This is a genomic window from Paenibacillus sp. 05T425 (assembly GCF_056396205.1).
This window is the reverse complement of sequence record NZ_JBFTLA010000014.1, coordinates 1-23546: the sequence shown is the minus strand read 5'-3', so window position 1 is coordinate 23546 and position 23546 is coordinate 1. Positions and strand designations below refer to the sequence as shown.

The window sequence follows — 23546 nt, the reverse complement described above, 5'->3', positions numbered from 1 at the left end:
GCTTTCCCCTCCTCAATCGTTATCCATCGTAAGAACGATTTTCCCCCCGCCATGCCTAGTCTCGATTAAGCGGTGCGCTGCTTGGACTTGTTCAAGCGGAAATGTCTGACGAATGGTCGTGCGTAGCTTACCACTGGCATGAAGCTCGGCAAGCTCAGCTAATCTGGCTGCAGAACGCACGCCGCGGACAGCCGGAATGCCGAGCTCTTCAATGATGTCGTATGCGACAAACGTACAGATTCGGTTTCGATCCTCCACTAATTCGACAGATGCCCGCACACCCTCGGCGCCGGCCGTATCGAAAGCCGCATCGACGCCATCTGGAGCGAGCGCGCGTACCCTCTCGACCAATCCCTCTCCATAAGTCACCGGTATCGCCCCTAATGAGCGAACATAGTCGTGGTTGCTCTCGCTTGCCGTTCCGATGACCGTCTTCGCTCCCCACAGCTTCGCAAGCTGTACGGCATAAGATCCCAGCGAGCCAGCGGCGCCATGAATCAGAACCGTATCTCCTTCTCCGACGCCGATGGCACGAAGGGCGATATAAGCGCCTTGCCCGTTACCCGTCAAGCCGCCTGCAACTTCCCATGGCATATTAGCCGGTTTCTTCACCAGCTGGTCAACACCCACCACCACATATTCTGCATAGCAATTCAACAGTGAATAGCCTAGCACCTCGGTGCCAGCCGTAAACTCCGTCACGCCATCGCCAACCTGATCTATAATGCCGGCGAATTCATTCCCCGGGATTTTCGGCAATTGCTCGCTTACCCCCGGCGGTGTCCATCCGCTCCGGATACTGCAATCATAATGCTGCACGCCCGCTGCTTTCACCCGAACCCTCACTTGTCCAGGTCCTGCTTGCGGATCCGGAAACTCCATCACCTTCATCACTTCCGGCCCCCCCGTATTCATGAAACGCTGCTGCTCTCATCCTAACTCCTCCTTTTACGTTCCTGTTCCTCTTTCCAAACCTAAACCCGTATACCAATAAAATACCTACATGTAAAAGACCAAGTACAAGATAAAGATTGCTGTACACGAATGCCTTCGGTTCAATGATCATCGGACTCCAATGTACGCCTGATCCATGATCGACGATTTTCCCGTATAGACTCGCGGAGATCGCTCCTGCCATAAAGTTCGACATGGCCAGCAAACCCATTCCTATGCCAATCTGCTCTTTCGCCAGCGTCCGGGATATTTGATTGGACAAAGCCATGTAAAGAAAGGATTGTCCGACGACGCCAAGGATTAGAAAACCCGCGATAGCAACCGGTGATCGTTCCGCAAATATTGACATCAAGGCGAAGCAGATCAACAACATGGCCGAAGCGGAATAAAATAGAAACGGTATCCCTTTCCGGTCCGCCAGCTTGCCGCCGCTTCTTCCCAATATCGCTGCCGTAACGGCTGCCGGCACCATCACGAAACCCGTCATTGCGGTATCCAACTGCTGAACTTGATTTAATAGCTGCGGAGTCAGAAAATAAAGCGAATACCCGATGCTTGTAGCAAGAAAGGCTATCGTTAAACCTACCGAATACCCTTTATTGCGGGTCAAGCCCCGAGGAATAAACGGTTCAGCACCGTATCGAACCCTAAGCCATAATAAGATGAACAAAACGACAGAGAAAGCGCCCACTACCCACGCTTCATACGTGATGGCAAGAAGCAGCAAGGTTGCCGCTGCCACGAGCAGGCCGCCTCCAATCCAGTCGATACGCTTGCTTTGCCTCTCGCCCTCGTCTTGCAGAAATCTTCGATAGTACGGCAATGCCAGTAAGGTCAAGACGGGCATGAAAAACAGCCACCGCCAATCGAGGGAGCTGACTACAAACGCGGCAACGACCGGACCGATCGCGCTGCCGATCGACATCCCTGTCATCGCAATAGCGAGAACCTTGCCTCGCTGCTCTTCGGGATAATAGCGGACAGGTATAATGCTTGCCGCCGCCGGAATGACCGCCGCACCGGCTGCCTGTATAACTCGGCCCAGCAGAACCATCCAATAGGCTTGGGCAATCAATCCAAACAGGGAGCCAATCGCCAGCAGAACAAGACCAAACGTCAGCACGCTCCGAAGTCCATACGCATCTGACAGCTTTCCGTAAATGACGGTCCCAACTGCATAGACCAGCAAATAACCTGACGTCACCCAGCTGACTTGCGCGATCGTAAGCCGAAACCGTTCGGCGATATCAGGCAAAACGATGTTGAACATCGTTGCGCTCATGACGGATATGATCAGCGTGAAGGCGAGAATGTAGATGATTGGCTGCCCTTGCCCCTTCTTCGCTTGTATGACCATTTCACCACCTGCTTTCTCTTGCACAGACTTATTTCCCGGGAAAGCATTTATGCTTTTTCGCTTGCTTAATGCTATTTTATAGCCGATAATCAATAATTAAAAATACATCTTTGAACATATATATTATTCCATCAAGTATATAAGAGGAGGGATCGACCGTGGAAATGTTGCAATTGCGTTATTTTCAAAAGGTAGCCCGAATGGAGCATATGACGAAAGCCGCTGAGGAGCTGCAAATCGCTCAGCCCGCGCTTAGCAAAACGATTGCCCGGCTGGAGGAGGATATCGGCGTTCCCCTATTTGATCGCATCGGCAAACAAATCAAGCTGAACACGCTCGGCCGAACCTTTCTGGAAAAGGTGGATGCGGCGCTTGAGCTTCTGGAAGAGGGACGCCGCCAAGTGTCTGACTTGGGCGGTCTGCAATATGGAAGCATTCGATTGGCTATGACGTCACTGGATCGCTTATCCGATCCACTCGGCGCTTTTCTAGCATTATATCCTGACGTCAATATTCAAATCACGCAAACGTCGACGGACGAGATGGCCCGCATGCTGGAGACGGGCAGCATAGACATCGGATTTACGGCATTGCCGATCGAGCTCGCTGGATTATCTTCAGCGACCGTGCTCAAGGAAGATGTGTATGTCGCCGTCCCTCGCGATCACCGCTTCGCAGGCCGCAGTACGATACGTCTCAGCGAGATAGGCAATGATCCGTTTATTGGATACAAGGAAGGGAATGCCATGCAGAAAATCAACGACGCCTTCTTGAGGCAAGCCGGCATATCGCCGAAGTTCGTCTGCCAGGTAGACGAACCCGCGGCTATCGTCAGCCTCGTTCGCGCCGGACTAGGCGTAGCGATGTTCGGCTGCATAAGCGGAGAAGAAGCTGGCATTAAGCTGCTGCGGGTCGAGTCCCCTGTATGTCATCGGAGCTACCGTGTCTATTGGTCGGAAAACCGTTATTTTTCACTAGCGGCGCGCAAGTTTCTTGCCTTTATCGAAGGTTATTTCAAAAAACAAGCGTAAACGGCCGTTGCCGTCCTTTCATAGCAACAGCTAACGTTTCGCAGTGAAATATAAGAACAGAATAAACAGCAAATTTTATACTTCTTATATTTTAAGAAGACCGCATGAAGCCTAAGCTCCACGCGGTCTTCTCGTATACCCGTCTATTCTACAATTGGCTTCATCGTACGCAACATGCCGTAGATGCCGTTAACCTGCTCATCCGGCACGAACTTGAACTCCGCTTGGCTCTTGCCGCCGATCAGCTCGGCCGGAATCGGGTAATGCTTCGTTTCGAATACGCGACGCCACCATTCCGGTCCGGATCTCTCGCTGACGAACAATTGATCGTCCACGTAGATGTTCATGACGCGATCGCGGTTCATCGCGAAGTACATCACTTGCAGTACATTGTCGCCGGCCGGATCAACGTTCAGCTTATAGCTGAACCAACCGCCGCCATGCGCCAGCCTGCCGTTCTGACCATCCCATGCGCCGCTGAACGTCTCTTCGCCCTTGATCTCATGCTGCAGCTCGTACTGATCGTTGCCGACTTGAACGCTATCGATCGTAGCATCCTTCACGAGCTGCTCCCATCTGCCCTTCTCCAAATGCTCATTCAGCTCATCCGAGCCTTCCTCCACGATGTTCCAGTAGATGCCGTAACGTTCATGGTGCTGCTTGTAATGAGGGGTGAACAACAGCCGCTCATCCTCATCGGTATTCCGAAGCCTAAAGGTCAAGGATTCGCCCTCTTGGACGACATGCTGCTCGGCCCCTTCAATCCATTCCTCGGCTGTCATGCCAGACGGGATAATAAAGTCTTTGACAAGCATTCGGCGAGTAGGGACGCGAACCATAATGCCTGTCGAAGCTTGCGTCATATCCTCCGTTCCAAGCGCTGCGCTCAGTACGACCGGACCATATTGGAAACCGACGACATTCCGGTTATCCGGCAAGCGCGAGACGATCAGCTTCATCGGAAGCGTCAGCGAAAGCGTATCGCCGTCACTCCACGTTCGGTCTACAGCGATAAAGCCACCCACGGCTTCAGCCGATACAGCCACGCCATTCAGCTTCACGGCGACTTCGCCTCTCACCCAGTAAGGAACGCGGAAGCTCAGCTTGAGCGGCTTCACTTGTCCGTCTTCGATTGCCACCGCAAACGTCGTTTGATCGCTCTCCGGAATGCCCGAATTTTGCGTAATTTGTACGCCTTGCTCGCTCCACTGCAGCGTCGAACTTACATATTGATTGACGAACAGCTCATTGCCTTTATGGAAGTAGAGGCTGTCGTTCAGCTTCGTGAAGCTCTCCATCCCCGTGCCGGTGCAGCACCAGAAATGGTCGAACGGAGAGCTGTATATTTTAAAATAACCCGTCGCCATCGGCTGGAAGTACATCGTCATGCCCGTTTCCGGATTTTGCGAGGAGAGGATCGCATTCACATAGTTCGTTTCGTAGAAGTCCGCATACTTCCGGTCTTTGGTCAGCTTGAACAGCTCGCGGGTCAGCTTCAGCATATTGTAGCTGTTGCATGTCTCGCAAGTAATATCGGTACGTCTGCTGTTCAGCGTATTCGGTTCGCCGAAGTGCTCGGACTCGCTGTTGCCACCGGTCATATAGCTATGGTTGTATACGACGATATCCCAGAACTTTTTCGCCGCCTCGAGATAGAAGCTCTCGCTCTCGCCAACCGCCAAGAAACGGTTCAACGCGCCGAGAAACTTCGGAATCGTTGTGTTTGCGTGCTTGCCTCTAAGAATATCTTTGCCCTGCGCGGTCGCTTCGAACAACGGCAGTTCGTCGAACTTATGCGCCGCGTCCAGATGCTTCGCGTCGCCCGTAATTTTGTACAGCTCATATAGACAATCGTTCATTCCGCCGTATTCTACCGCAAGTACGGTCGCTCGCAATTCATCMGACCAACGCGAAGTGCGCGAAGCCACCCAATCGCCTAACCGAACGACGGTATCCAAAGCAATCTTGGAACCTGTCGCATGGTAGATGGAGATCAATCCCGCGATGATCTTATGCATCGTATACCAAGGCACCCATGCCGGCTGCTTATTCTCTACATTGTCGATCAGCGTCTCGGGAAATGCCGACAAGTACCCGCTCTCGAATTGACATTGCGCCAGCTCGGACGCCAAGTAATCAAGCTTCTCCAGCAATACCGGATCTTTCGTATTCGTGTAGGCCTGCGATAACGCCGTTAAGTAATGTCCGAGCGTATGACCTCGAATCTCTGTATTTTCCCAGCCCGGATAAATCTCGGCTTTGGGCTCAAGTCCCCGATTGGTCCGAAAACCGGCAAGCAGACGGTCGATGTTGTAGCTCTGCAAATATTCAAGCTCTTTCGCAAAAGCGTTGACGTGATAGGGTCCCGTCAGTACCACCTTATCCATTCCGAAATCGAGCAAATCGCCTCGTTTCAGCGTCGCTTCTTGTATCGTCATCTTACTTCCACCTTTCTTCTACCGTTAATAGAGCGCTATCAAATCTATTTACAGATTAGCGCTATACGGCGGCTAGCATAAGTGGCGAAACGTTCGAATTCGTGTAAAAAAGTCAGATTTTCTTTCTCGTCGCAGCACCAACAAAAAACGATGCTTTATCGGGTTGTTATTGCGTTAGCCGCCTGCTATCCTATTAACAATATGCCTTTCGACATGTGAAAAGGTTAGATGAGGTAGGTGTAGTCAGAATGCTCGGATATAGGCTTAACGTCGAAAAACCGCTTGCCCTAAAGATGACGGGCAAGTTCGTCTCGCCTTCGCCAGACTGGACGCATATGAGCAGGCTGCTGTTGGATTACGAATTGTTCGTTCAGACGAAGGGGCAATTGTTTATAGCCGATGAAGAGGAGCAGCATGTGCTGCAGGAAGGCGACTTTCTTCTTATGCCGCCCCGCGCCAAGCAGTTTGGCTATCGGAAGTCGGATTGCAGTTTTTATTGGCTGCATTTTACGGCAGACGACCACTTAACGGACAGCTGCGAGATCGAGTCCTACGTTCCACAAGAGGGAAGCATTGTCATCCCTCGCAAAGGTACGCTGAGTAATGACAAAATCGTCGTACTGATGAAGCAACTGCAAGATTCCGTGCGAAGCTATCAGGATACGACGCTGAATAACTATTTGACGACGAGCATCTTATGCGAACTGTATAACCAAGCCTACTTGTCCAAAAACGCGCCGAACAAAAAGCTGAAGCAGCTTCAGCTCTACAATGACATCGTCGACTATATGACTTGGAATCGGTTCGAGCAGTTGAAGGTGTCGCAGATCGCCGATCATTTCGGCTATAACGCCAAATATTTGTCGCATCTGTTCTCGACGATTGCCGGCGTATCGCTCAAGCAGTTCATCATGCAGCAGAAGATCGAATCCGCTTCGTTCCTTCTCACGGACACGAACCAGACGGTCAACGAAATCGCGCTGCAGCTCGGCTACCACGACAGCCAGCATTTCATGAAGTCGTTCAAGCAAATGACGAATCTGACGCCGACGGAGTTCCGCAACGCCTCGGCGAATCGGTTGCTTTACTATAGATAGTTGTAATCCCGCTCGTATTAATGGAATGATCTAACATGGCTAATTCACTCGCAAACGAGTATGATCGTAATTGCGTTTCCAAAAACAGCAAGAGTCAGTTGCAGCAGCGATAAGGTGGTATCCGCAGTGGGATTTTTAGCAATAACATATTGGCGTAAATTAATAGGAGGCTATCCGAAGGACGCGATCTCGTTCATAGCGGCTAGCTTGGCGAACGCGATCGGAAGCTCTATTCTATGGCCGTTGACGACGCTGTACGTGCATCAAGTATTGGGCAGGTCTTATGCCGATGCGGGATTGGTGCTGTTATTCCAAGCGCTCGCAGGCGTCATCGGGCAGCTCGTTGGCGGAGCGATGTATCATAAATTCGGACCGAAAAATTTAATCGTAACGTCGATGGTCATTTCCGGTTTATTAATCGGACTAGTCGTTTTTACAAGAGATTACTGGATATACGTGGCGATGACCAGCATCTACGGATTAATGAACGGGGTAGCTGCGCCGGCGATCAACGCCTATATCGGCTTTCGCTGGCCGGACCATCGGCGGAAGCTGTATAACGCCATCTACGTAGGGAACAATATCGGACTGGCCGTCGGCGCTTCGGTCGGAGGACTTATCGCAGCGATCTCCTTTTCGATGACCTATGTCGTTACGGCATTGTCGACGGTCGCCTTCGGCGTCTTCCTTCTCTTATTCATGCAAACCGAACGCCGCTCCACGGCTAACGACTTGGCGATGAAGACGTCAATATCGGCTGCAAGCTCCTCTTTCGCGGGAATGGAGGAAGAGCTGCCGCTGCTCAAGAAGCTGATGAATGTCCGTATCTATTTATTTCTGGGCATCGGTCAAATGCTGTTTTTCGTCTCGATTATGATATGGAATAGCGGCATCGCGCCTTATCTGAGCGACGGCGGTTACCCGCTATCGATGTACAGCCTGCTATGGACGACTAACGGTATCGTTATATTCGCCGGGCAGCCGATTACCAATTGGATCAAGAGGAGACTTGCCGGTTCGCTTCGCATGGAGATCGTGGCAAGCTCCGTTATTTGCACGGCAGGTTATTTATTCATCGCCCTATTCCATGACAACTATATATGTTTGGTGATCGGCATGATCGTATGTACGCTTGGAGAGATGCTGCTCCTTCCGGTCATCCCGACCTTCTTCTCCGAAAATGCGGGCAAAAGCGCGCCTTTCTACATGGGCATTGTTGGCGGCTTCGGCAGCGCCGGCCGTATGATCGCGCCAACGATCTACGGTACGATATACGATCAGACCGGCATTTCGCTCGTCTTGTATTTGGGCATGGCAGCTTCCCTAATATCTTTCGTTGTGTTCGTCGTCCATGCGTACTTGCATAAATCCTCATAGCTTTGCCCAAAAAAGCCGCATGAAGCTTTCACTTCCATGCGGCTTCTCTATTAAGCCAATTAATATAACGGGAATTTCTGACGAAGATCCTCTCGGTGCAAGACGTTCGAGTCCTCGCGGATATAGTGGCAGACGTACGAGCGGCGCCAGCGGTCCTTGCTCCGGTTCTTGTTCGAGGAGTGGATCAGCAATTCGCTGAAGAACAAGATATCGCCTTTCTCCATCTCGACCGGAATTTGTCTCGACGTGTCCACGCCTTCCGTTTCCTCCGTCCAATGCTCATGCTCCTCGATGTTTTTCACCGCGCCGTGCGGCAGCAGCCCAAGCTTGTGCGTTCCAGGCATCACCCATAGGCAGCCGTTCTCGATATTAACGACTTCCTCCATCGCTGTCCAAGCCGCAATCATGGTCATCGGATCATTCTTGATGTAATAATAGTCCTGATGCGCGGCTTGCCCCGGCGAGCCCGGCTCTTTATAGAAATACATGCTTTGGACGCATACCGCTTCCTTTCCCATTAGCTGCGCAAGCGCTCCGCGCACAATCGCGTTCTTCATCAGTTGTCTGGAGAAGCTGTCATGCTTATGCGGATTAAACAATCGCAGCGAATATTTCTTCGCTTCGTCGCAGGCCGCCCACTCCGGCATCGGACGCTGGTTTCGAATATCGTAGATGTGTCCGTTAAAGGCATCGATCAAGTCATCCGACATTCCCTTCTTATACAGAAAGTACCCTTGCTCTCTAAAAAATTCGACTTGCTCCTCTGTAAGCGGCTTAAGCGGTGGTGTGAAAGTAATATTCATCCTTGCTTATCCCCTTTGCTATTTATTGGATTGCCATTTACTATACTCAAAGCATACGCTTACAGACCTGTTCCAACAATGGCTGTAATTTGCTAATATGTATCTGTGGTTGATAATCCAGCAATTCCATCAAGGCGGTGACGTATTGGCTAACGCTGTATCCTTTGACGCTATAACCTCCGTTACTTCCGGTTCGATCGTCTATCCGCGGGGAGGCCGATTCGGTCCGCGTATTCAACAGGACATTCAGCTCGTCATGTTATATACAGGCGAGATGACGGTTACGATCGACGGCCGCGAGCTTCATGTACAGCCCGGACATACGGTGCTGCTGAAGCCCGGTCACGAAGAATCGTTCACTTTCTCGCGCACGGAGGAAACCTGGCACCGCTGGGTTGCCGTTCATGTGCCTGAACTGGAGAAATCTGCGCGCGCAGAACTGTACGCGCTGCCCGAATATTTGCCTCTGACGGAGGAGATGAACCGGCTCACTGACCTGATCTTGAACGTTCAGCGCCAATCGGAGCATACAGCCCCGCTCCTGCTAAGCTTAGGTCACGCCGCTCTTCATCTGTACCCGAATGAATCCTCGAGAGCGCTGCTTCAGAAGGAAAAGCATCCTGCCGTATACGCCGCGCTGGAATGGATACACGAGCATCATAACGACGACGTATCGCTCAAAGCCATCGCGGATCATGCCGGCGTATCGGCGGAGCATCTCGTTCGCTTGTTCAAGCAGTTCGAGCAGACGACGCCGATTCATTATTTATGGCAATACCGCATTGAACGCGCCGTAGAACTGTTGACGAATACCGGTCTCAACGTAACCGAAATCGCCCATCGCTGCGGCTTCAAAACCTCTCACCATCTCGCGCGTCTCATAAAGCAATCGACGGGAAAAACAGCCTCCGAGATTCGCCGGCTCTCGTGGGGCAGCCTTCGCAAGGCGTAGGTGCGGGTGTAGAGTAAGCCTCAATTCTAGCCCACTTTTAATTGCCGTTTCATGTGGACGCTTACGCTGGCTACCACAAGGTGAAGGTTGTCACGCTCGTAGGATGTTGGGCCCATGCGCGCCGCAAGTTCGACGAGGCATTGAAGACATTGACACCTTCTTCAGATAAAACCGAATCAGTAGCCCAACAGGGGCTTCAGTTCTGTAATGAGCTATTTGCCATTGAGAGCGTTTCGTTATCTCATGTACCTGTTCGAACAGCTCCCTCAGTTGCCTGGCCTTACAAATTCCGGTGCACTGAACAACTTACTGCCGTGGTCTCCGACGCTGCCATTGGCCTGCCGCATTTCCACTGTCTTAGATCATACGTAAAACAGCCCTCAACTTGATGACAAGACGGGGGCTGTTTGTCGTTTACGTATGTACGGTGAGGATAATGTTCCAATATAGAGGGAATTGTGTGCTTTTTATCGAAACCTAAAATAGACATTGAACGACAGCAAACGGGGGTATTGAGGTGGAAGGGTTTCATACATCGGATGTTTTGGGTTGGGTTGGCGGGATTATAATATTTGTGATCGTATTGTCTGGTATTTTGTTCATCGTTCACAAGGCCTTCAATCATGAGGGGTGTCTAATTACGATTGTTGCGCTCTTCCTGGCGGGGAGTGCAGCGAACATTACGCATGATTGGATTAAGACGGATGTGCAAGCTCTCATCGACGAGAAACAGGAGAATAAGGCATTTCCCAATCTGCTTCGTCTGCAAGAAGGGGAGCTTGCGGTCATTGTAGGTCAGAATTATGAACAAGTTAAAGCTTTTAATCTGAAGGAACAATCCTCCATCTGGACTTATCAGGTGGGAGAGAAGCTCGAAGCGGTATCCATGTTTTACACGATAGATTCGGAACTTAAATTCTATATATCGGATATAAACCTCAATCAATCAGTGTCCGACAGCATCGAGAAGGTCGTTTGGATCGCGATCAAGAACAGCAAGAAATCCAGCGTTTCAAACGATTCTTCGCCCCTGCCGGATCATTATAATGAGATTTTAAGAAAACAACGGGGGCTTAAGGAACGGGAAACAAAATACGATCAATACAGTTATACGGTTAGCAGATATACGGATATCAAATACACGGGGGAACCTCCGGCGAATAAGTTCGATTGGAGTTCAGGATGGACGGGCGGCGCATTAATCTGGAATTACGAAGCGAAGAGCCCTGTAGCGACAGAGACATACGAAGTGAATGACACTTACGTATTCGGAGATGAGGGGCAACTGCTCTACGGTCTCGATCTTCTGAACGGTGAGCTTCGTTGGAGGGTGCAAGTGCCGGAGCCGCTCCTTCGTACGATGATCCCTGTTGCCGACCGGAACTTAATTATCGGCTTCGGCCAGCGCAAGGTATATGTGTTCGATGCCGGGACGGGCGAGTTGGAAACTGAATTCGAAATGAAAGGAAATGTTCAGGCAATGCCTGCTGTTGCGGCACAGATGCTGTATATTACCGACAGCGCAGGTAACCTGTATGCGTACGATCTCGTGCTTAACCAAGTGATATGGGAGGAGCAATTGGCCGAAGCATCGCTAGTGCCTCCATTGCAAGTGAAGGATCGTCTTTATGTCGGCGGAGTCGACGGAGCTGTTATATCCGTCTCTGCGAGCGATGGTCGCGTGATCGAGCGATATCAGATTGGGGAGGAGCAAATCACTAACGGCATGGTCTTGGTCGATCAGCGAAACGTGTATTCCCAGAACAGTATGGGGCAGACGACAGTTACACCGAGATAAATACTTTCCTTACAAAAAAAACGAAATAAGCTCGCTGAATATTCCTGGAATCTCTTTATAATAATGGTTACAATCTACTTCTTAGCCTGTCAAAAGTACATATTATTTGAGAAGTTGTAGCAGTTGTCTCAGTAATGAGAGATTGAGAAATTTTTTATTGAAGAACAAGTGTGAACATCCCTTTACCAGGGCGTCAATGCAGCAAACACCACTATTTCGTTTTTACGTAAGCGTAAAACTGCCCTCAACTTGATAACAAGGTGGGGGCTATTTTACGCTCGCGGTGTAGACTTACTAACGTTGTACGAATAACTGGAATTTCTCCCGTTAATGCGGCGCTCTCGGCCTGCTTTTATCGAATAGTGGGAATTACTCCCGTTAATAGCTCAGGTTGTCTGCCGGATGAGCGAGATCATTGAAAATAACGGGAGGAATTCCAGTTATTCATCGCATATTCGATTATTTGCGAATGATTAGCAGGAGGAATTCCCTTTATTTCATACCTAGCAAACAGCAAGAGGGCAACCGCTATTCGCAACGGCTGCCCTCTCATTGAACTTATACTGCTGCCATCCCGTGGCAGTACCTCTTGAAATCGCAACGTGCGCACACAGCCAAAGGCGATTCCGCCACGTCGAATTGCTTCGACTCGATACGCTGAATCGTTGCCGCCATCTCGGCCATTGCCGATTGCAGCTCGCTCTCCTCGCGCGTGAACGACACGACCTGCTCGCCATCCGTCTCCCCCGTATAGAACAACCGCATTGCCTCTGCCCGCAAGCCGGTCCGGTTCTCCCACATGGCTGCGTACAGCAGCAATTGCTTCTTGTACCGCGACTGCTCTTCATCGTCTCTCGGTTTGCGTCCCGTCTTGAAGTCGATGATTTCGTAGCGGCCGTCACGTTCTAGAACCGCGTCCAGCTTGCCGTTCATCAAATAATCGCCGACAAAGGACGATACGGCAAGCTCCGAGGACACGACGCCAAGCTCATTCAGCCTCACATATTGCAAGTAGTTGAACGTATGCTCATAAGCTATACGTTTCATTTCCACAGGAGCTTCCAATCCCGTCTGCGTCAGCGCGGCGTAATGCTCTTCAATCGACGTCTCAAGCTGCTGCTCCGTTACGCGCGTGCCTGTCTGCATCGTCTGGTGCATGTCCTCAATGGCAAAGTGAACGAGCGTGCCTAGCAATGCCGGAGCGCCCGCCGCCGATTCGAAGCCGAATACGCGTCGCAGCAAGTAATAGCGCGGACAATCATTATACAGCGCAACATCCGTTGTGTACGCATAACTTCGCTGCAGAACGATGGGCTTAACCGGCGTCGCCTTAAGCTCATCCAAATAAACGTTCGGATCGCGCCAGCTTCGCAGCCGCCTGTACAAAGGTTCGATATATTCCGATGGCAACTGGCCTCTGCCGCGATAATCAGGTCCTTGCTCGTTGCCTGTAAGCACAAGCAGTTCCTGGGCACGGGAGAAAGCCGTATAGAACAGACGATAGAAGTCATATTCGCTCGTCTGGGCGAGCGGCTCGAACGGCTGTCTCGCGTAGTAAGGACGCAGCGTTTCCTCGATCCAGTCCGACTGAGAATAATGCGTACTGTCTAACGAGCCTGTCACAATAATCGGAAACTCCAGCCCCTTCGATTGGTGGAAGGTGAAGAAGGATACCGATCCGCTAGGCGCATAGTCCGACTCATCCTCGTATTCGTCCTGCCCAATCTCCTGTACGTAAGCGATGAAGTCGAAGAAGCTTAACAGCTTGTCCGCCACCCCAAGCTCCTTCGTATTCGTTTCGTGAAGCTGCTCGAAGCGCAGTAACCATTTGGTCAACGCCGCCATATTGCGCACTTCCCGGCTTTCTCTTGCGCTGCCAAGATCCTTTGTCGCAACAAGCTTGTGGAACATCGGAAACTGCAGCAGCTCATAGAACAGATCGAGCAAGCTTTCGGAAGCCGCCGCCCCTTGCTCAACTTCCGCGAATGACTTTTTCATTGCCTTGACCCATACAACGAATTCGATATGCTCGGGCGACAGCGACTCGTTCCGAAGCAGCCTCGTGCATGTCCTAATATAAGAAGGCAACTGCCTCTCATCGATGATGGAAGAGAACAATACGGCGAACGTGCCGATCGCTAGCTGAACTTCCGGACGGTCAAAGTATGCGTTCCGCCTAGGCGCAAAGACGGGAATGCCGCGCTGCTCCAAGTAATCCGTCAGCCGTTTCACTTCCGGGCTGCGCACCGACCGGAATAAGAAGGCGACCTGATTCCAGTCCGTAATAGCGCCCCGCTCCATGACATGGTTCAGGAAGTGATACACTTCCTCATGCCAATGCCGCTCATTGCGAGAGCCCGCCAGCTTAATAACCCGCGACGTCTTGCCGTTATCCGGCTTATCGGGCTTAATCGTCTTCTCCAGCCGATACGAAGTACCGTAACCATCCTTCCAATTGCACAGCTTCATCCATGACGCGAAAAAATTAATAATGCGCGGATGCGAACGGTAATTGACGTCCAGCTCAATGACCTTGCACGCTCCCAGCTCGAAATGCTCCTCGAACCGCACCAAGTTTTGTACCGTTGCGCCCCGGAAACGATAGATCGACTGGTCGTCATCCCCTACGACGCACAGATTGCCATGCTCGCCGGCAAGCAGCAAGATAAGCTTCTCTTGAATCGTATTCGTATCCTGATACTCATCGATCATCATGTACTGAATCGAACCGCTTATTTCCTGAAGCACGGCCGGATGCTCCTGCAGCAGCTTCAGCATCGTCATCTGAATCATGCCGAAGTCAAGCGCGTTCAGCTCGCGCAGAAGCTGCTCATAGAAATGATAGGCTTCGCCGAGCGCTCTAATCGGAACATCGTTCGATGCGATCAACTGCCGCGGATCGAGCATCTCTTCATTGACCTTGTTCAGCCAATAAACGAGACGCTGCGTTCGGCTAATCGGCGTCGGGTCTCTGTATGATCCGTCCTTGAGCGTCAAGTAAACCGCATTCTCGATCGCAAGAAAACGATCCATATTGCGGTATACCAAATAATGCAGCTCGAAGTCATCMAACAACCGGAACCCTTTGCGCAAATGCGTAAGCGTACGATACTTGTCCAGCAGCGTCAGGAAGATCGAGTGAAGCGTGCCGATCAGCAAGTTCTGCACGTTCACAGTCGCCCCCAGCTCCTGGAGACGATGGAGCAGCCGCGACTGAAGCTCGAACGCCGCCTTGCGCGTGAATGTCGAGATCATAATCCGCTCTGGCGGTACTTGCTTTTCGATTAACAGATGCGCTACCCGATTGACCAGCGTTCGCGTCTTGCCCGAACCCGGCCCTGCGATCAGCAATAACGGCCCTTCTGTTGTTGTAACGGCTTCTTGCTGGGATGGATTCATCATAAGCTGCTCCCTTCTAGCGCACGCTTTGCCCGATCTTGACGGCTTGCAGCTTCTGCCTAACGAGCAACAATACTTGCTCCGAGAGGGTTTGAATTCCTTTTTCGACGATCAGCTTCGTAAAGGCGTTGTTTTTGTTGAAATATGCATTAAGCACGAGCTCTTCGCCTAGTGCCAATCCTCTTATTTTCACAACATGCGGATGCTCCGTTACGCCAATCAGCTCATAATCTGCTATGGCTTCAGCGAGTATCGGCACAACGGCGTCCTCTACTGCTTGAACCAATGACGCTGAAGTCTCCGCATCGCCTGCCACTGTGCCCGCGCTTGCGTTTGTAATGAGCGTATCCATGATGAGCTTCATGATTCGATCGTCAAGGTTGCGGACACCGTCCAGCAATTGATAGGAGCTGATCGCCAGCTTCGCGTTATAGTGGACGGATATACGCTGCTCCGCGTTCTCAGTCCGCACATGCCAGATGAACTGATACGGTTTATATTCGATATCCGAAGGTAGAAGATTATAGTGCCGAAGCTTATCCGCCACGCCTTCTGCAAGCTGCCCTACGGCATCCGAATCGAAACGAATATCCTCCAAGGGCTCGATTGCCGGCGGATAGATGGTGTACAGGCTGCTCTTGGCCCGCGTTGTAGCTGTATATGCCCAGCGGAAATATTGCTCGCTTCGCGTCGAGCTGCTGAATCTGTAGTCGACGATGACCGACTTCCATTCGCCGCCTTGACTCTTGTGACCAGTAATCGCATAGCCGTATTTCACCTGCAAGGCGTTAAAGTACGGATCGGAACGAAGCATTTCCGAGAACAGCTCTTGCTTCTGCTTCAGATGAGGATTGCGCATACGAAAATCCGCCATTAATGCCCGCTGCTCCAACTGCGGAATTTCCCGCTCTCCCGAATAAAGCAAATTCTCGTACACCTTCGTCTTCACTTGCAGAGGCTCGCCGTTTAACCCGGTCAACGAGACGATTACGGTCCGGAACGACAGCTTAACCTCTTCCTCTTCGCCCTTTAAGCGGATTCTTCGGATCTCCGGGTTCGGACTGACACGTACGACGCTGATGAAATCGCCATTGAATAGCGGTACGCCATCGACCATCGTATTTTTGACGACCAGCAACTGATCGCCTTGCACAATATCGCTAGGGTTCATGCCCAGTCTGCGGCGAATCGCCCGATTGTATTTGTAAACCGCATCGTTCGTCTGAGCGATCAATATAACGCTCTCTTCATCGGCAGGCGACCACCGCGAGCTAAAGACATCAACCGATCGTTCAATCGGAATTTCATGGATATCCTTCTCGTTGCTCTGTATCGTTAACGCGCTGTAGCTTGCGCTCTCAAGCTCGCCCCGAATGCGCATCGAAGCCTGAAGGATGCCGCTGTCCTGTGCTTGCCGATAGACATCGGACAGCTCGAAATGCTCGCAAGCCAGCGCATGCTTATCTGCCAAATAATCGATGGACAATGCCGGCGACATTCGGCTGTTGACGGGAGGGAGCTGCGCATAATCGCCAATAAAAATGACCTTCCGCCGCGATCGATCGAGAGCAATATAAGCCAATAAGTCCGACAACAGCTTGCCGGAGCCGAACTTCAAATGTTCATTATCGCTGTAGGTGTCCGAGACCATCGAAGACTCGTCCACGATATAGACGGTATTCATCGCATCCTCATTGTTTCGTAGGCGGAACAGGAGCTTATATTGTTCCTCTTCCAGCTCGAGAACAGAATGTTTGGGGTCCAATTGATAGACAAGACTATGTATCGTAGATGCCGGTTGATTCGTTTTTTTGCGCAGCACCTTGGCCGCTCTGCCTGTAGGCGCAATATAGCGAAACGGTTGATCCACCGCTTTAAAGTATTCGCATAGACGGCTAAGCATGAACGTTTTTCCCGTTCCCGCGTAACCTTTTAATACGAAAGCCTGAGTACCGCCATTAATGAAGCTCTCCAGCTTAGCAATCGCTTCCGCCTGACTGCCGGTAAGGGCAGCCCGATCAAAAAAATCGGCTATCCGCATGCTCATAAGCACTCCTCCTCTCTCTATTCTATGAGTCTAATTTCGATAGCCTGCTTCGTTATTCGCTGCTTCTTGCGATCATACGAATCCGTCACATAAAAGCTAACGCGCTGACCCACCAGCAAGGAACGCGCTTTGCCAATCACATCGCTAGCTCTGAAGAAGACCGCTCCCGACTCGTCGCCGGCAATGAAGCCCGACTTCCCTTCACCGATCAGCTTCTGAACGATGCCGCTGCTCTTCTCCAGCTTGCTCAGCCTCAGGCTGTTCCAATAACGCTCCAATTCTCTTGGATTGCCGGCTTTCGTTAAGCCCGTCTCGTTCTCAAGCGACGTTATTCGTGAAACGAGACGTTCTATTAACGGCCAGCCGTTGTGCGCGCGAAGATCCCGTACGAGACTGTAGTGCTGCAGCGCTTCCCGCTTAAGGTTAAGCTCCTCTAGCATCGCCCCGAGCTCGAGCAGCAGCTTCATCTTATGCTTCGATTCCCCGCTTCTGGACAACAAAGCGACTGCCGCAGACCGAAGCGCCTTTTCCTTGTCGCCAAGCTGCGAATACAACTTGAACAATTCATGATACGCGAGCCAATGATTCGATTCAATGCCAATTTGCTCCAGCTGCCGCGTCGCTTCTTCAGCATCGCCCAGCATGGAGACAGATACCGCTTTTTTGATTCGAATCCATATATGATGATTATAATGAAAGCTAGCAATTGCTTGAAGCGCTTCGTCCACTGCTGCAATGCAGGCTTCCCATTGTTCCAGCCCGAACAACCCGATTACCCGATTATAATGCCATTCCTCGAAAGGGGACGCCAGCTCTCTGACCACACCGCTTGTATCGGTAATACCGATCGGATCTTTGTTCAACAGGCTGGGGTCCAGCTTGCCTAACCACTGCATGAACAGATGCCAAGGCGGACTTCCTTTGCTCTTCAAATGCTTAAGCACCGCGAATACGGTCCGTTCGTAGGGCGAATATTTATCCTGTGTCGTCATTTCAATAACGAATGCGGCGATTTTGAACATTTTAGGCTCATCGACTCTACGATCGTCCACTTGCTTGACGTACAGATCATACAGGTTCCATGCGTACGCATTCCGATTAGGCTCATTCTCGGGCATGCTTATATAGACAAGACGATTAAGCTTAACCGCTCTCGAGAAATGCTGTGCTTTTCTTAAACATTTGCTGTAATAAAATAGTTCCCATACGCCGAATTGCTGCTCGTCGGCATCATATAAAGAGTCAAATATACGAAGCGCGTCTCCGTATTGCTGGAGCTTGGCCAATCGTACGGCTTCTTGCAAAGTCATTTGTAGCAGCCCCTTCTGCTAGAATGGCAGATCGTCATCGGACACGTCGATCGGCCAGCTGTCGTTGTCGTCTTCCGTGATGCCGATCGTACCGCGCAGCAGCTCCACCTCAAGCTCCAGCATCGCAATGCGCCGTTCGTAATCCTCTTGCCGCTTAAGCTTAGCGTTAATGGCCGCAATCTGTCTCTTTAACTGAGCCATCTCGTCTGAAGACGAGGAAGCCGCGGCTGCCGGCGGCAGGTCCAGCTTTTGATTCATGTGACGCAGAAGCTCCATTATTTCTTTGTCTCGCTTAGAGTCCCCTGCTCCTTGTTCTTTCCGCTTCATGAACTCTTCTTCTATATGATCTTGCAGCTTTTCAACGGCAATCGTTACTTCCTCGTGCACAATCGTTTGCAAGTTACCAAGTACCTGTTGTTCATTCATGCTCTTTAATTGTTCAAGCTTAGCGATTGCATCCTTGGAATGTTTGGCCAGCTCCTGAAAAGCATGCGACTGGTCCAGCCCCTCCATGGCCGCTTGGAAGCTTGCCGCGACCTCCGAGAAACTCGCAATCGTGTCGTCAAGCTGCTTCGTGTTCGAGGAAAGCTCTTGAAATCGTTTGATAAGCTGTTCAATCGATTGATTTTCCGTTTTTGCCGCCATATGCCTACCGTCTCCTTTAATGAACCGGATTCATAATCTGTATCAAATCTCTTGAAATTTTCGCAATATGCTCCATATGATCCGTATAAGGCTTCGTCATTCTATCAAAATAACGGCTCATCAGCCCTTCGTTATTCAGCTTCAGCAGCTCCTTAACCGGCAATGCCCCTTTGCGGTGCATTTCTCCTTCAATATCGTAGGTGTCCGTTTTCTGCGACGATAGCAGCGCTTGAAGCAGCAGCCCCGCGTTTTTGCCGCCGCGCAACAAGACTACCGCTTCGTCATATTCACGCAGCTGGATCAATGCCTCGCCCGCTTTGTCCGGATCTTGATCCTGCTCATACGCCAGCATAATCTTGCATCGTTGGATGCCGCGCTCAGCAAGCGCGTACGAAGCGCCTTGTCCCTTTCCCTTGCGGAGGATGGCCTCGTAGACCGATATCGCATGCGCATACATCGCTTCTTGTTCAGAATCCTGTGCCTCGCTTAAGTTTTGATCAAGCGTGGAAACCTCCTCCATGCCTAAACGGTCGGCATCGAATCTCTCGACGATTTCGGCCTTGTCGCTTAACCAGCGCCTCGCCTCCGGTCCCAGCTTATCCTCGATGATGCATAACGTATCGCGCGCACGGGTAACCGCCACATACAACAGATTGAAATAATAACGGTAAACCTCATGGCTAAGCTTCGTCTGCGGATTAAAGATCGTGTCCCACTCTTCACGGAACGTCGACATCATCCTATAGCTGATGATCGTTTTGCGCTCAATCCCTTTAATCTCCGACACCGTTAACACGCGTGACTCCAGCTCCGGGTACACTCCAATCAATTCCAGCTTCACCGCATCGCTAGGAACGACAATCATGACGTAGCTTTTGTCGGCTGCATGYCTGAACAGCTCTTCCTGATCACCAAGATATAGAATAGGACGATTCGTATAACCGCGCGCAGCTGTTTCCATCCATTCCAATCGCTGTTTGGTCCGTATTCTGTTGTTGCGGAGTCTCGCAACTTCATTAGCGAATTCCACAATGCTGCGACTGGATCGATAGTTCTGGGTAAGCGTTGCTTGTTGTCCGATACGATCGTCCCCGCTTACGAACTGACAAATGCTCGCTACCCTTCCCGCGTCAAAAAACGTAGGGTTAATCGTTTGGTGAAAATCGCCGCAAACATACAGATTCGTTGGACGCTTCAGCAATTGACTCATAAAATAAATTTGAAGCTCTGTTAAATCCTGCACCTCATCTATCACCATATAATCGTAGACGGGACGGCTATGAGACAATGCTTTGCGCAGCAAGTCTCCTTCCTCGTAAAACCCTCGATTGTTTTCTCGATGAACATACTGCTGATAAGCCTTGAAAATATGGAGAACCTTCTCCTGTTGTTCCCTATCGAACATGGAGTATTGATTGCCTAACGAGAGGTATTGCTCGTCGGTAATTCCCTTGGATTTCACTATTGCTTCATTTAACGTACGAATGACGCTTATGCGGAAACGCTCGGAGCTTCCCGATCCCATCTGCCGGTTAATGAATCGGCAAATATCCGCCATTGGCTCCCGAAGCTTAAAGCTATGTCCAGACTCGTCATAAGCAATCATCTCGTTATCATGCAGCAGCATTAATAACTCGCTGTCGTAATTTAAGGAAGAGACAGCTGCCGTATACTGCCAATCGCTTCCGATAATGCCTTGAAGGATGCCTCTGCGCTCCTTCCATAATGCCAACGGGTCAGGCCATTGCCGCTCATGGCCCTTCTGATCTCGGTACCAAGCTTTGAATTTTTCATATGTAATGACGTTGCCATGCGCGATGTCGCTTTCGGATTCCGCAATCAGCTCGCGAAACATCAGAAATTCCACTTTTCCGTCAAACTCGCTTCGATCCAGTCCATAAAGGCGAATCGCGATGTCTTCGAACAACGCCTGCACCTTATCCTTCAGCCGCTTCGAAAACGTAATGTAGACGAGCTTAAAATCTTCGCCTCGGTGATGTCTGGCGTAATTCGCCAGCTTGTAAGCGCCGATCGTCGTTTTGCCGCTGCCTGCCGAGCCCAGCACCAGCTGTCCCTCATGTGCCGCCGATGCGCATTCATATTGGATCGGGTCCAAATAATAAAGCGGCGCGTCCTCTCCGAACAATCGCTCGATCTCATCCGTATCCGTGTTTATCATATAAGGCGCCGAATAATAGAGGGAAAAATCGACGGTTTCCGCCTCTTGTCCTTTACTTTCGTTTGCCGGTGCCGCGGAGCCGCTCTCCTCGAAAGGCAACAGCTCCTGTATGCCGAAATTCCGTTTCTTGGCCGCTACGATTTGTTTATCGTGACTGCAATATTCCATCAGCACCAGACTGTTGCGATCCTCTTCCCTAACATCGTCATAATAAAGGCCCGCAAACGTACACAAGATGCGATCGCCTTCGTCGTACTTGAATTTAAAGATCGATTCGCCCGCCGATTCTATCTTCCTCATGCTATTGCCTTTGGAAAGCGAATGAAAGTTATATTTGTTTTCTTTCAGCTCGGTTACTAGAGACAAGACGCGTTGCTTCACCTTGACCTGCTTGTCCTTCGGAACGGACTTGTAAAATTTATCTAGAACTAAAATCTTCAATCCAAGCACCCCACTCCGCCACAAATCTGATTCTTTAGTCCCATATCATTCAAGTCTAAGGTAGAAAAAACAATCTGTCGATGAAATATTTGGAAGATCATTGCATTCGTATTCCTGCGAATCCCTCTGCTAGAGATGCCCGTTTTCTGGAGACAATTTCAATGATGCGGCGCTTTAGAAAGAAATCCAGTTCCGTCCGCTCGAAGCAGAACGCCTGCTCATGATCCAAGTGAACCTTGAACAACAGCAGCGACCGCACTTCTATTCGCAGCAACTGTCCTTCGTAGATATAAATCTCCTTGCCATTCGTGCAATACGTAATCGCATCTAAAGCTCTTACATTCAAAATCATCATCGCAGCGGTTCCTTCCTTATGACTAATTTGCTATTTCTTTTCATGTCTCTATGTGAGACAATTAGTACAAGAAATTGGTACGTAATGACATTACGAGACTATATTACATAGATTTGTGTCAATTCGCAACTACAAATTAATAAAGAGGTGAACGAGCATCCAATGAAAGAAACATTATCCCGCTTACGCAAAACTAGAAAAATGACACAGCAAGAAGTTGCCGAAAGTATCGGAATTGCTAGAAATACGTATACCCAGTATGAAATAGGCCGAAGAATTCCAGATTATGAAACGATCCGGAAGCTCGCGGCCTTCTACAATGTGAGCGTCGATTATTTGTTAGACGGAACGTCAGATCAATCCATTCAATTGCTTGATGTACTCTCGCAGCCCCAATTTCGCATATTTATCGGCGATTATGAGGTGAACGAAGCGCAAAGCAAACATCTTCTGACGATTGTCCGCACGTTTGCCGAGGCACTCTCGCAAAAATAACTTGCGCATATGCCACTTTTCGACAACCTTTTTAGTCTAAAGGTGGTATATTGTTTTTCGTTAGTTTTTTTGCAACCTGAGTACTACTCTTATTCTAAGGAGGGGGTGAATGGAATGTATGGAGATAACGAATGAATACCGATTTGTGCCGCTGCCGCCGCCGATGTTCGGCTGCTGCTACATGGATGGCCCATTAATGCGAATCGATCTTAACCGGATGCACGTATCCATGCTGAAGAGCGAACTAGAAGTTGATCTTACGCTGCTTGACCAATTACTTAAGGAAAGCGAAAGAAAATTTATTATTCTAGAACTCATTAACGATAAGCTAATACCTATAAATTAGAAAATAACGAAGAGCAGCAGGTGCGTCCGATCCAAGGACGGTCGTACCTGCCATCCCATTCCTATATAGATTATTTAATATCCAAAACAACTTATCTATTTATTTACTCATTTATTATGGAATATTGACGTATTCCTAATGATTTATGTTTATTCTATTCGCTGTTAAATGGCTGTGAACCTAGGCTTTACGCGGTTTTTCAGCCAAAAAAGAACCTTGAAATTCATTTCAAGGTTCTTTTTTATTGGAATAATAGATTAATATAAAATTATTAAATGTTTCAATATTTAAGATGGTAGCGTCAAGAAGTTTGTGTAAGAAGGTAGGAATATCCATCGAGACGATGGGTAACTGTTATGTCTGAGTGTTCTGACGTTTTTACAGGTAGGGGGTCAGCCCCACCATAGATTTGGGAGTTATTGGTTAATCGTTAGATTGTGAATAGCGTCTCTCGAACATCTCAGTAAGCTTCTTTTTGACTTCCGGCATACCGAATCCGGGTATGATGGTATGATGCGTTCC

Annotated in this window: 17 protein-coding genes and 1 pseudogene; 8 read left to right on the top strand and 10 right to left on the bottom strand. The window is 50.0% G+C overall.

The features are described 5' to 3' along the window. Positions 1–12 precede the first annotated feature (12 nt). Together AC1DF0_RS26050 and AC1DF0_RS26045 are read right to left on the bottom strand one after the other, a co-directional pair. Entirely contained in the window at positions 13–891 is an 879-nt protein-coding gene (locus tag AC1DF0_RS26050) for an NADP-dependent oxidoreductase (protein ID WP_477576283.1), read from the bottom strand. Further along, positions 806–2311 carry an MFS transporter gene (locus AC1DF0_RS26045; RefSeq protein ID WP_477576281.1) on the bottom strand — a complete coding sequence of 502 codons (1506 nt, stop codon included), beginning with the start codon at positions 2309–2311 and terminating at the stop codon, positions 806–808. Before AC1DF0_RS26045 ends, AC1DF0_RS26050 begins: the two co-directional genes overlap by 86 nt. Positions 2312–2469: 158 nt before the next feature. Here AC1DF0_RS26045 and AC1DF0_RS26040 point away from each other — a divergent pair, with 158 nt between their 5' ends. Further along, entirely contained in the window at positions 2470–3342 is an 873-nt protein-coding gene (locus tag AC1DF0_RS26040) for a LysR family transcriptional regulator (RefSeq protein WP_442052745.1), read from the top strand. A gap of 143 nt (positions 3343–3485) precedes the next feature. Here the strand turns inward: AC1DF0_RS26040 and AC1DF0_RS26035 are convergent, their stop codons facing one another. Further along, positions 3486–5780 (bottom strand): beta-L-arabinofuranosidase domain-containing protein, encoded by a 2295-nt coding sequence (locus AC1DF0_RS26035; RefSeq protein ID WP_477576145.1) that lies wholly within the window; start codon positions 5778–5780, stop codon positions 3486–3488. Between the two features lie 248 nt (positions 5781–6028). On the opposite strand from AC1DF0_RS26035, the gene AC1DF0_RS26030 reads away from it, so the two are divergent. Together AC1DF0_RS26030 and AC1DF0_RS26025 are read left to right on the top strand one after the other, a co-directional pair. After that, on the top strand, positions 6029–6877 hold the full coding sequence (locus AC1DF0_RS26030) for an AraC family transcriptional regulator (RefSeq protein ID WP_477576143.1): 849 nt from the start codon (positions 6029–6031) through the stop codon (positions 6875–6877). Between the two features lie 126 nt (positions 6878–7003). Then, positions 7004–8254 (top strand): MFS transporter, encoded by a 1251-nt coding sequence (locus AC1DF0_RS26025; RefSeq protein WP_477576141.1) that lies wholly within the window; start codon positions 7004–7006, stop codon positions 8252–8254. A gap of 59 nt (positions 8255–8313) precedes the next feature. Here the strand turns inward: AC1DF0_RS26025 and AC1DF0_RS26020 are convergent, their stop codons facing one another. Further along, positions 8314–9057 carry a phytanoyl-CoA dioxygenase family protein gene (locus tag AC1DF0_RS26020; protein WP_442052741.1) on the bottom strand — a complete coding sequence of 248 codons (744 nt, stop codon included), beginning with the start codon at positions 9055–9057 and terminating at the stop codon, positions 8314–8316. 145 nt (positions 9058–9202) lie between these two features. On the opposite strand from AC1DF0_RS26020, the gene AC1DF0_RS26015 reads away from it, so the two are divergent. From AC1DF0_RS26015 to AC1DF0_RS26005, 3 genes and pseudogenes are all read left to right on the top strand, one after another. After that, positions 9203–10009, top strand: a complete 807-nt coding sequence (locus tag AC1DF0_RS26015) for a helix-turn-helix domain-containing protein (protein WP_477576139.1) — start codon at positions 9203–9205, stop codon at positions 10007–10009. A 50-nt stretch (positions 10010–10059) separates the two neighbouring features. Continuing rightward, positions 10060–10236, top strand: a pseudogene (locus AC1DF0_RS26010) (IS66 family transposase); the annotation flags it as partial. 290 nt (positions 10237–10526) lie between these two features. Beyond that, positions 10527–11807, top strand: coding sequence for an outer membrane protein assembly factor BamB family protein (locus tag AC1DF0_RS26005; protein ID WP_477576137.1), 1281 nt, complete (start codon positions 10527–10529; stop codon positions 11805–11807). 558 nt (positions 11808–12365) lie between these two features. Here AC1DF0_RS26005 and AC1DF0_RS26000 read toward each other — a convergent pair. The 6 genes from AC1DF0_RS26000 to AC1DF0_RS25975 all read right to left on the bottom strand — a co-directional run bounded on the left by AC1DF0_RS26000 (position 12366) and on the right by AC1DF0_RS25975 (position 22183). Beyond that, entirely contained in the window at positions 12366–15209 is a 2844-nt protein-coding gene (locus AC1DF0_RS26000) for an ATP-dependent helicase (RefSeq protein WP_477576135.1), read from the bottom strand. A 13-nt stretch (positions 15210–15222) separates the two neighbouring features. After that, a complete protein-coding gene (locus AC1DF0_RS25995) occupies positions 15223–17253 on the bottom strand; it encodes an ATP-dependent DNA helicase (protein WP_477576133.1) in 2031 nt (676 codons plus the stop codon). A gap of 17 nt (positions 17254–17270) precedes the next feature. Continuing rightward, positions 17271–18563 (bottom strand): hypothetical protein, encoded by a 1293-nt coding sequence (locus AC1DF0_RS25990; protein ID WP_477576131.1) that lies wholly within the window; start codon positions 18561–18563, stop codon positions 17271–17273. A gap of 18 nt (positions 18564–18581) precedes the next feature. Further along, positions 18582–19208 carry a hypothetical protein gene (locus tag AC1DF0_RS25985; RefSeq protein WP_477576129.1) on the bottom strand — a complete coding sequence of 209 codons (627 nt, stop codon included), beginning with the start codon at positions 19206–19208 and terminating at the stop codon, positions 18582–18584. Positions 19209–19224: 16 nt separating this feature from the next. Further along, complete coding sequence (locus AC1DF0_RS25980) at positions 19225–21828, bottom strand: UvrD-helicase domain-containing protein (protein WP_477576128.1); 2604 nt, start codon at positions 21826–21828, stop codon at positions 19225–19227. A 97-nt stretch (positions 21829–21925) separates the two neighbouring features. After that, entirely contained in the window at positions 21926–22183 is a 258-nt protein-coding gene (locus AC1DF0_RS25975) for a hypothetical protein (protein WP_477576126.1), read from the bottom strand. A gap of 162 nt (positions 22184–22345) precedes the next feature. Here AC1DF0_RS25975 and AC1DF0_RS25970 point away from each other — a divergent pair, with 162 nt between their 5' ends. Together AC1DF0_RS25970 and AC1DF0_RS25965 are read left to right on the top strand one after the other, a co-directional pair. After that, the gene (locus tag AC1DF0_RS25970) at positions 22346–22678 is read left to right on the top strand and encodes a helix-turn-helix domain-containing protein (protein WP_477576124.1); all 333 of its coding nucleotides are present in this window, start codon (positions 22346–22348) and stop codon (positions 22676–22678) included. Positions 22679–22787: 109 nt separating this feature from the next. Next, positions 22788–23024, top strand: a complete 237-nt coding sequence (locus tag AC1DF0_RS25965) for a hypothetical protein (protein ID WP_477576122.1) — start codon at positions 22788–22790, stop codon at positions 23022–23024. Positions 23025–23546: the final 522 nt, after the last annotated feature.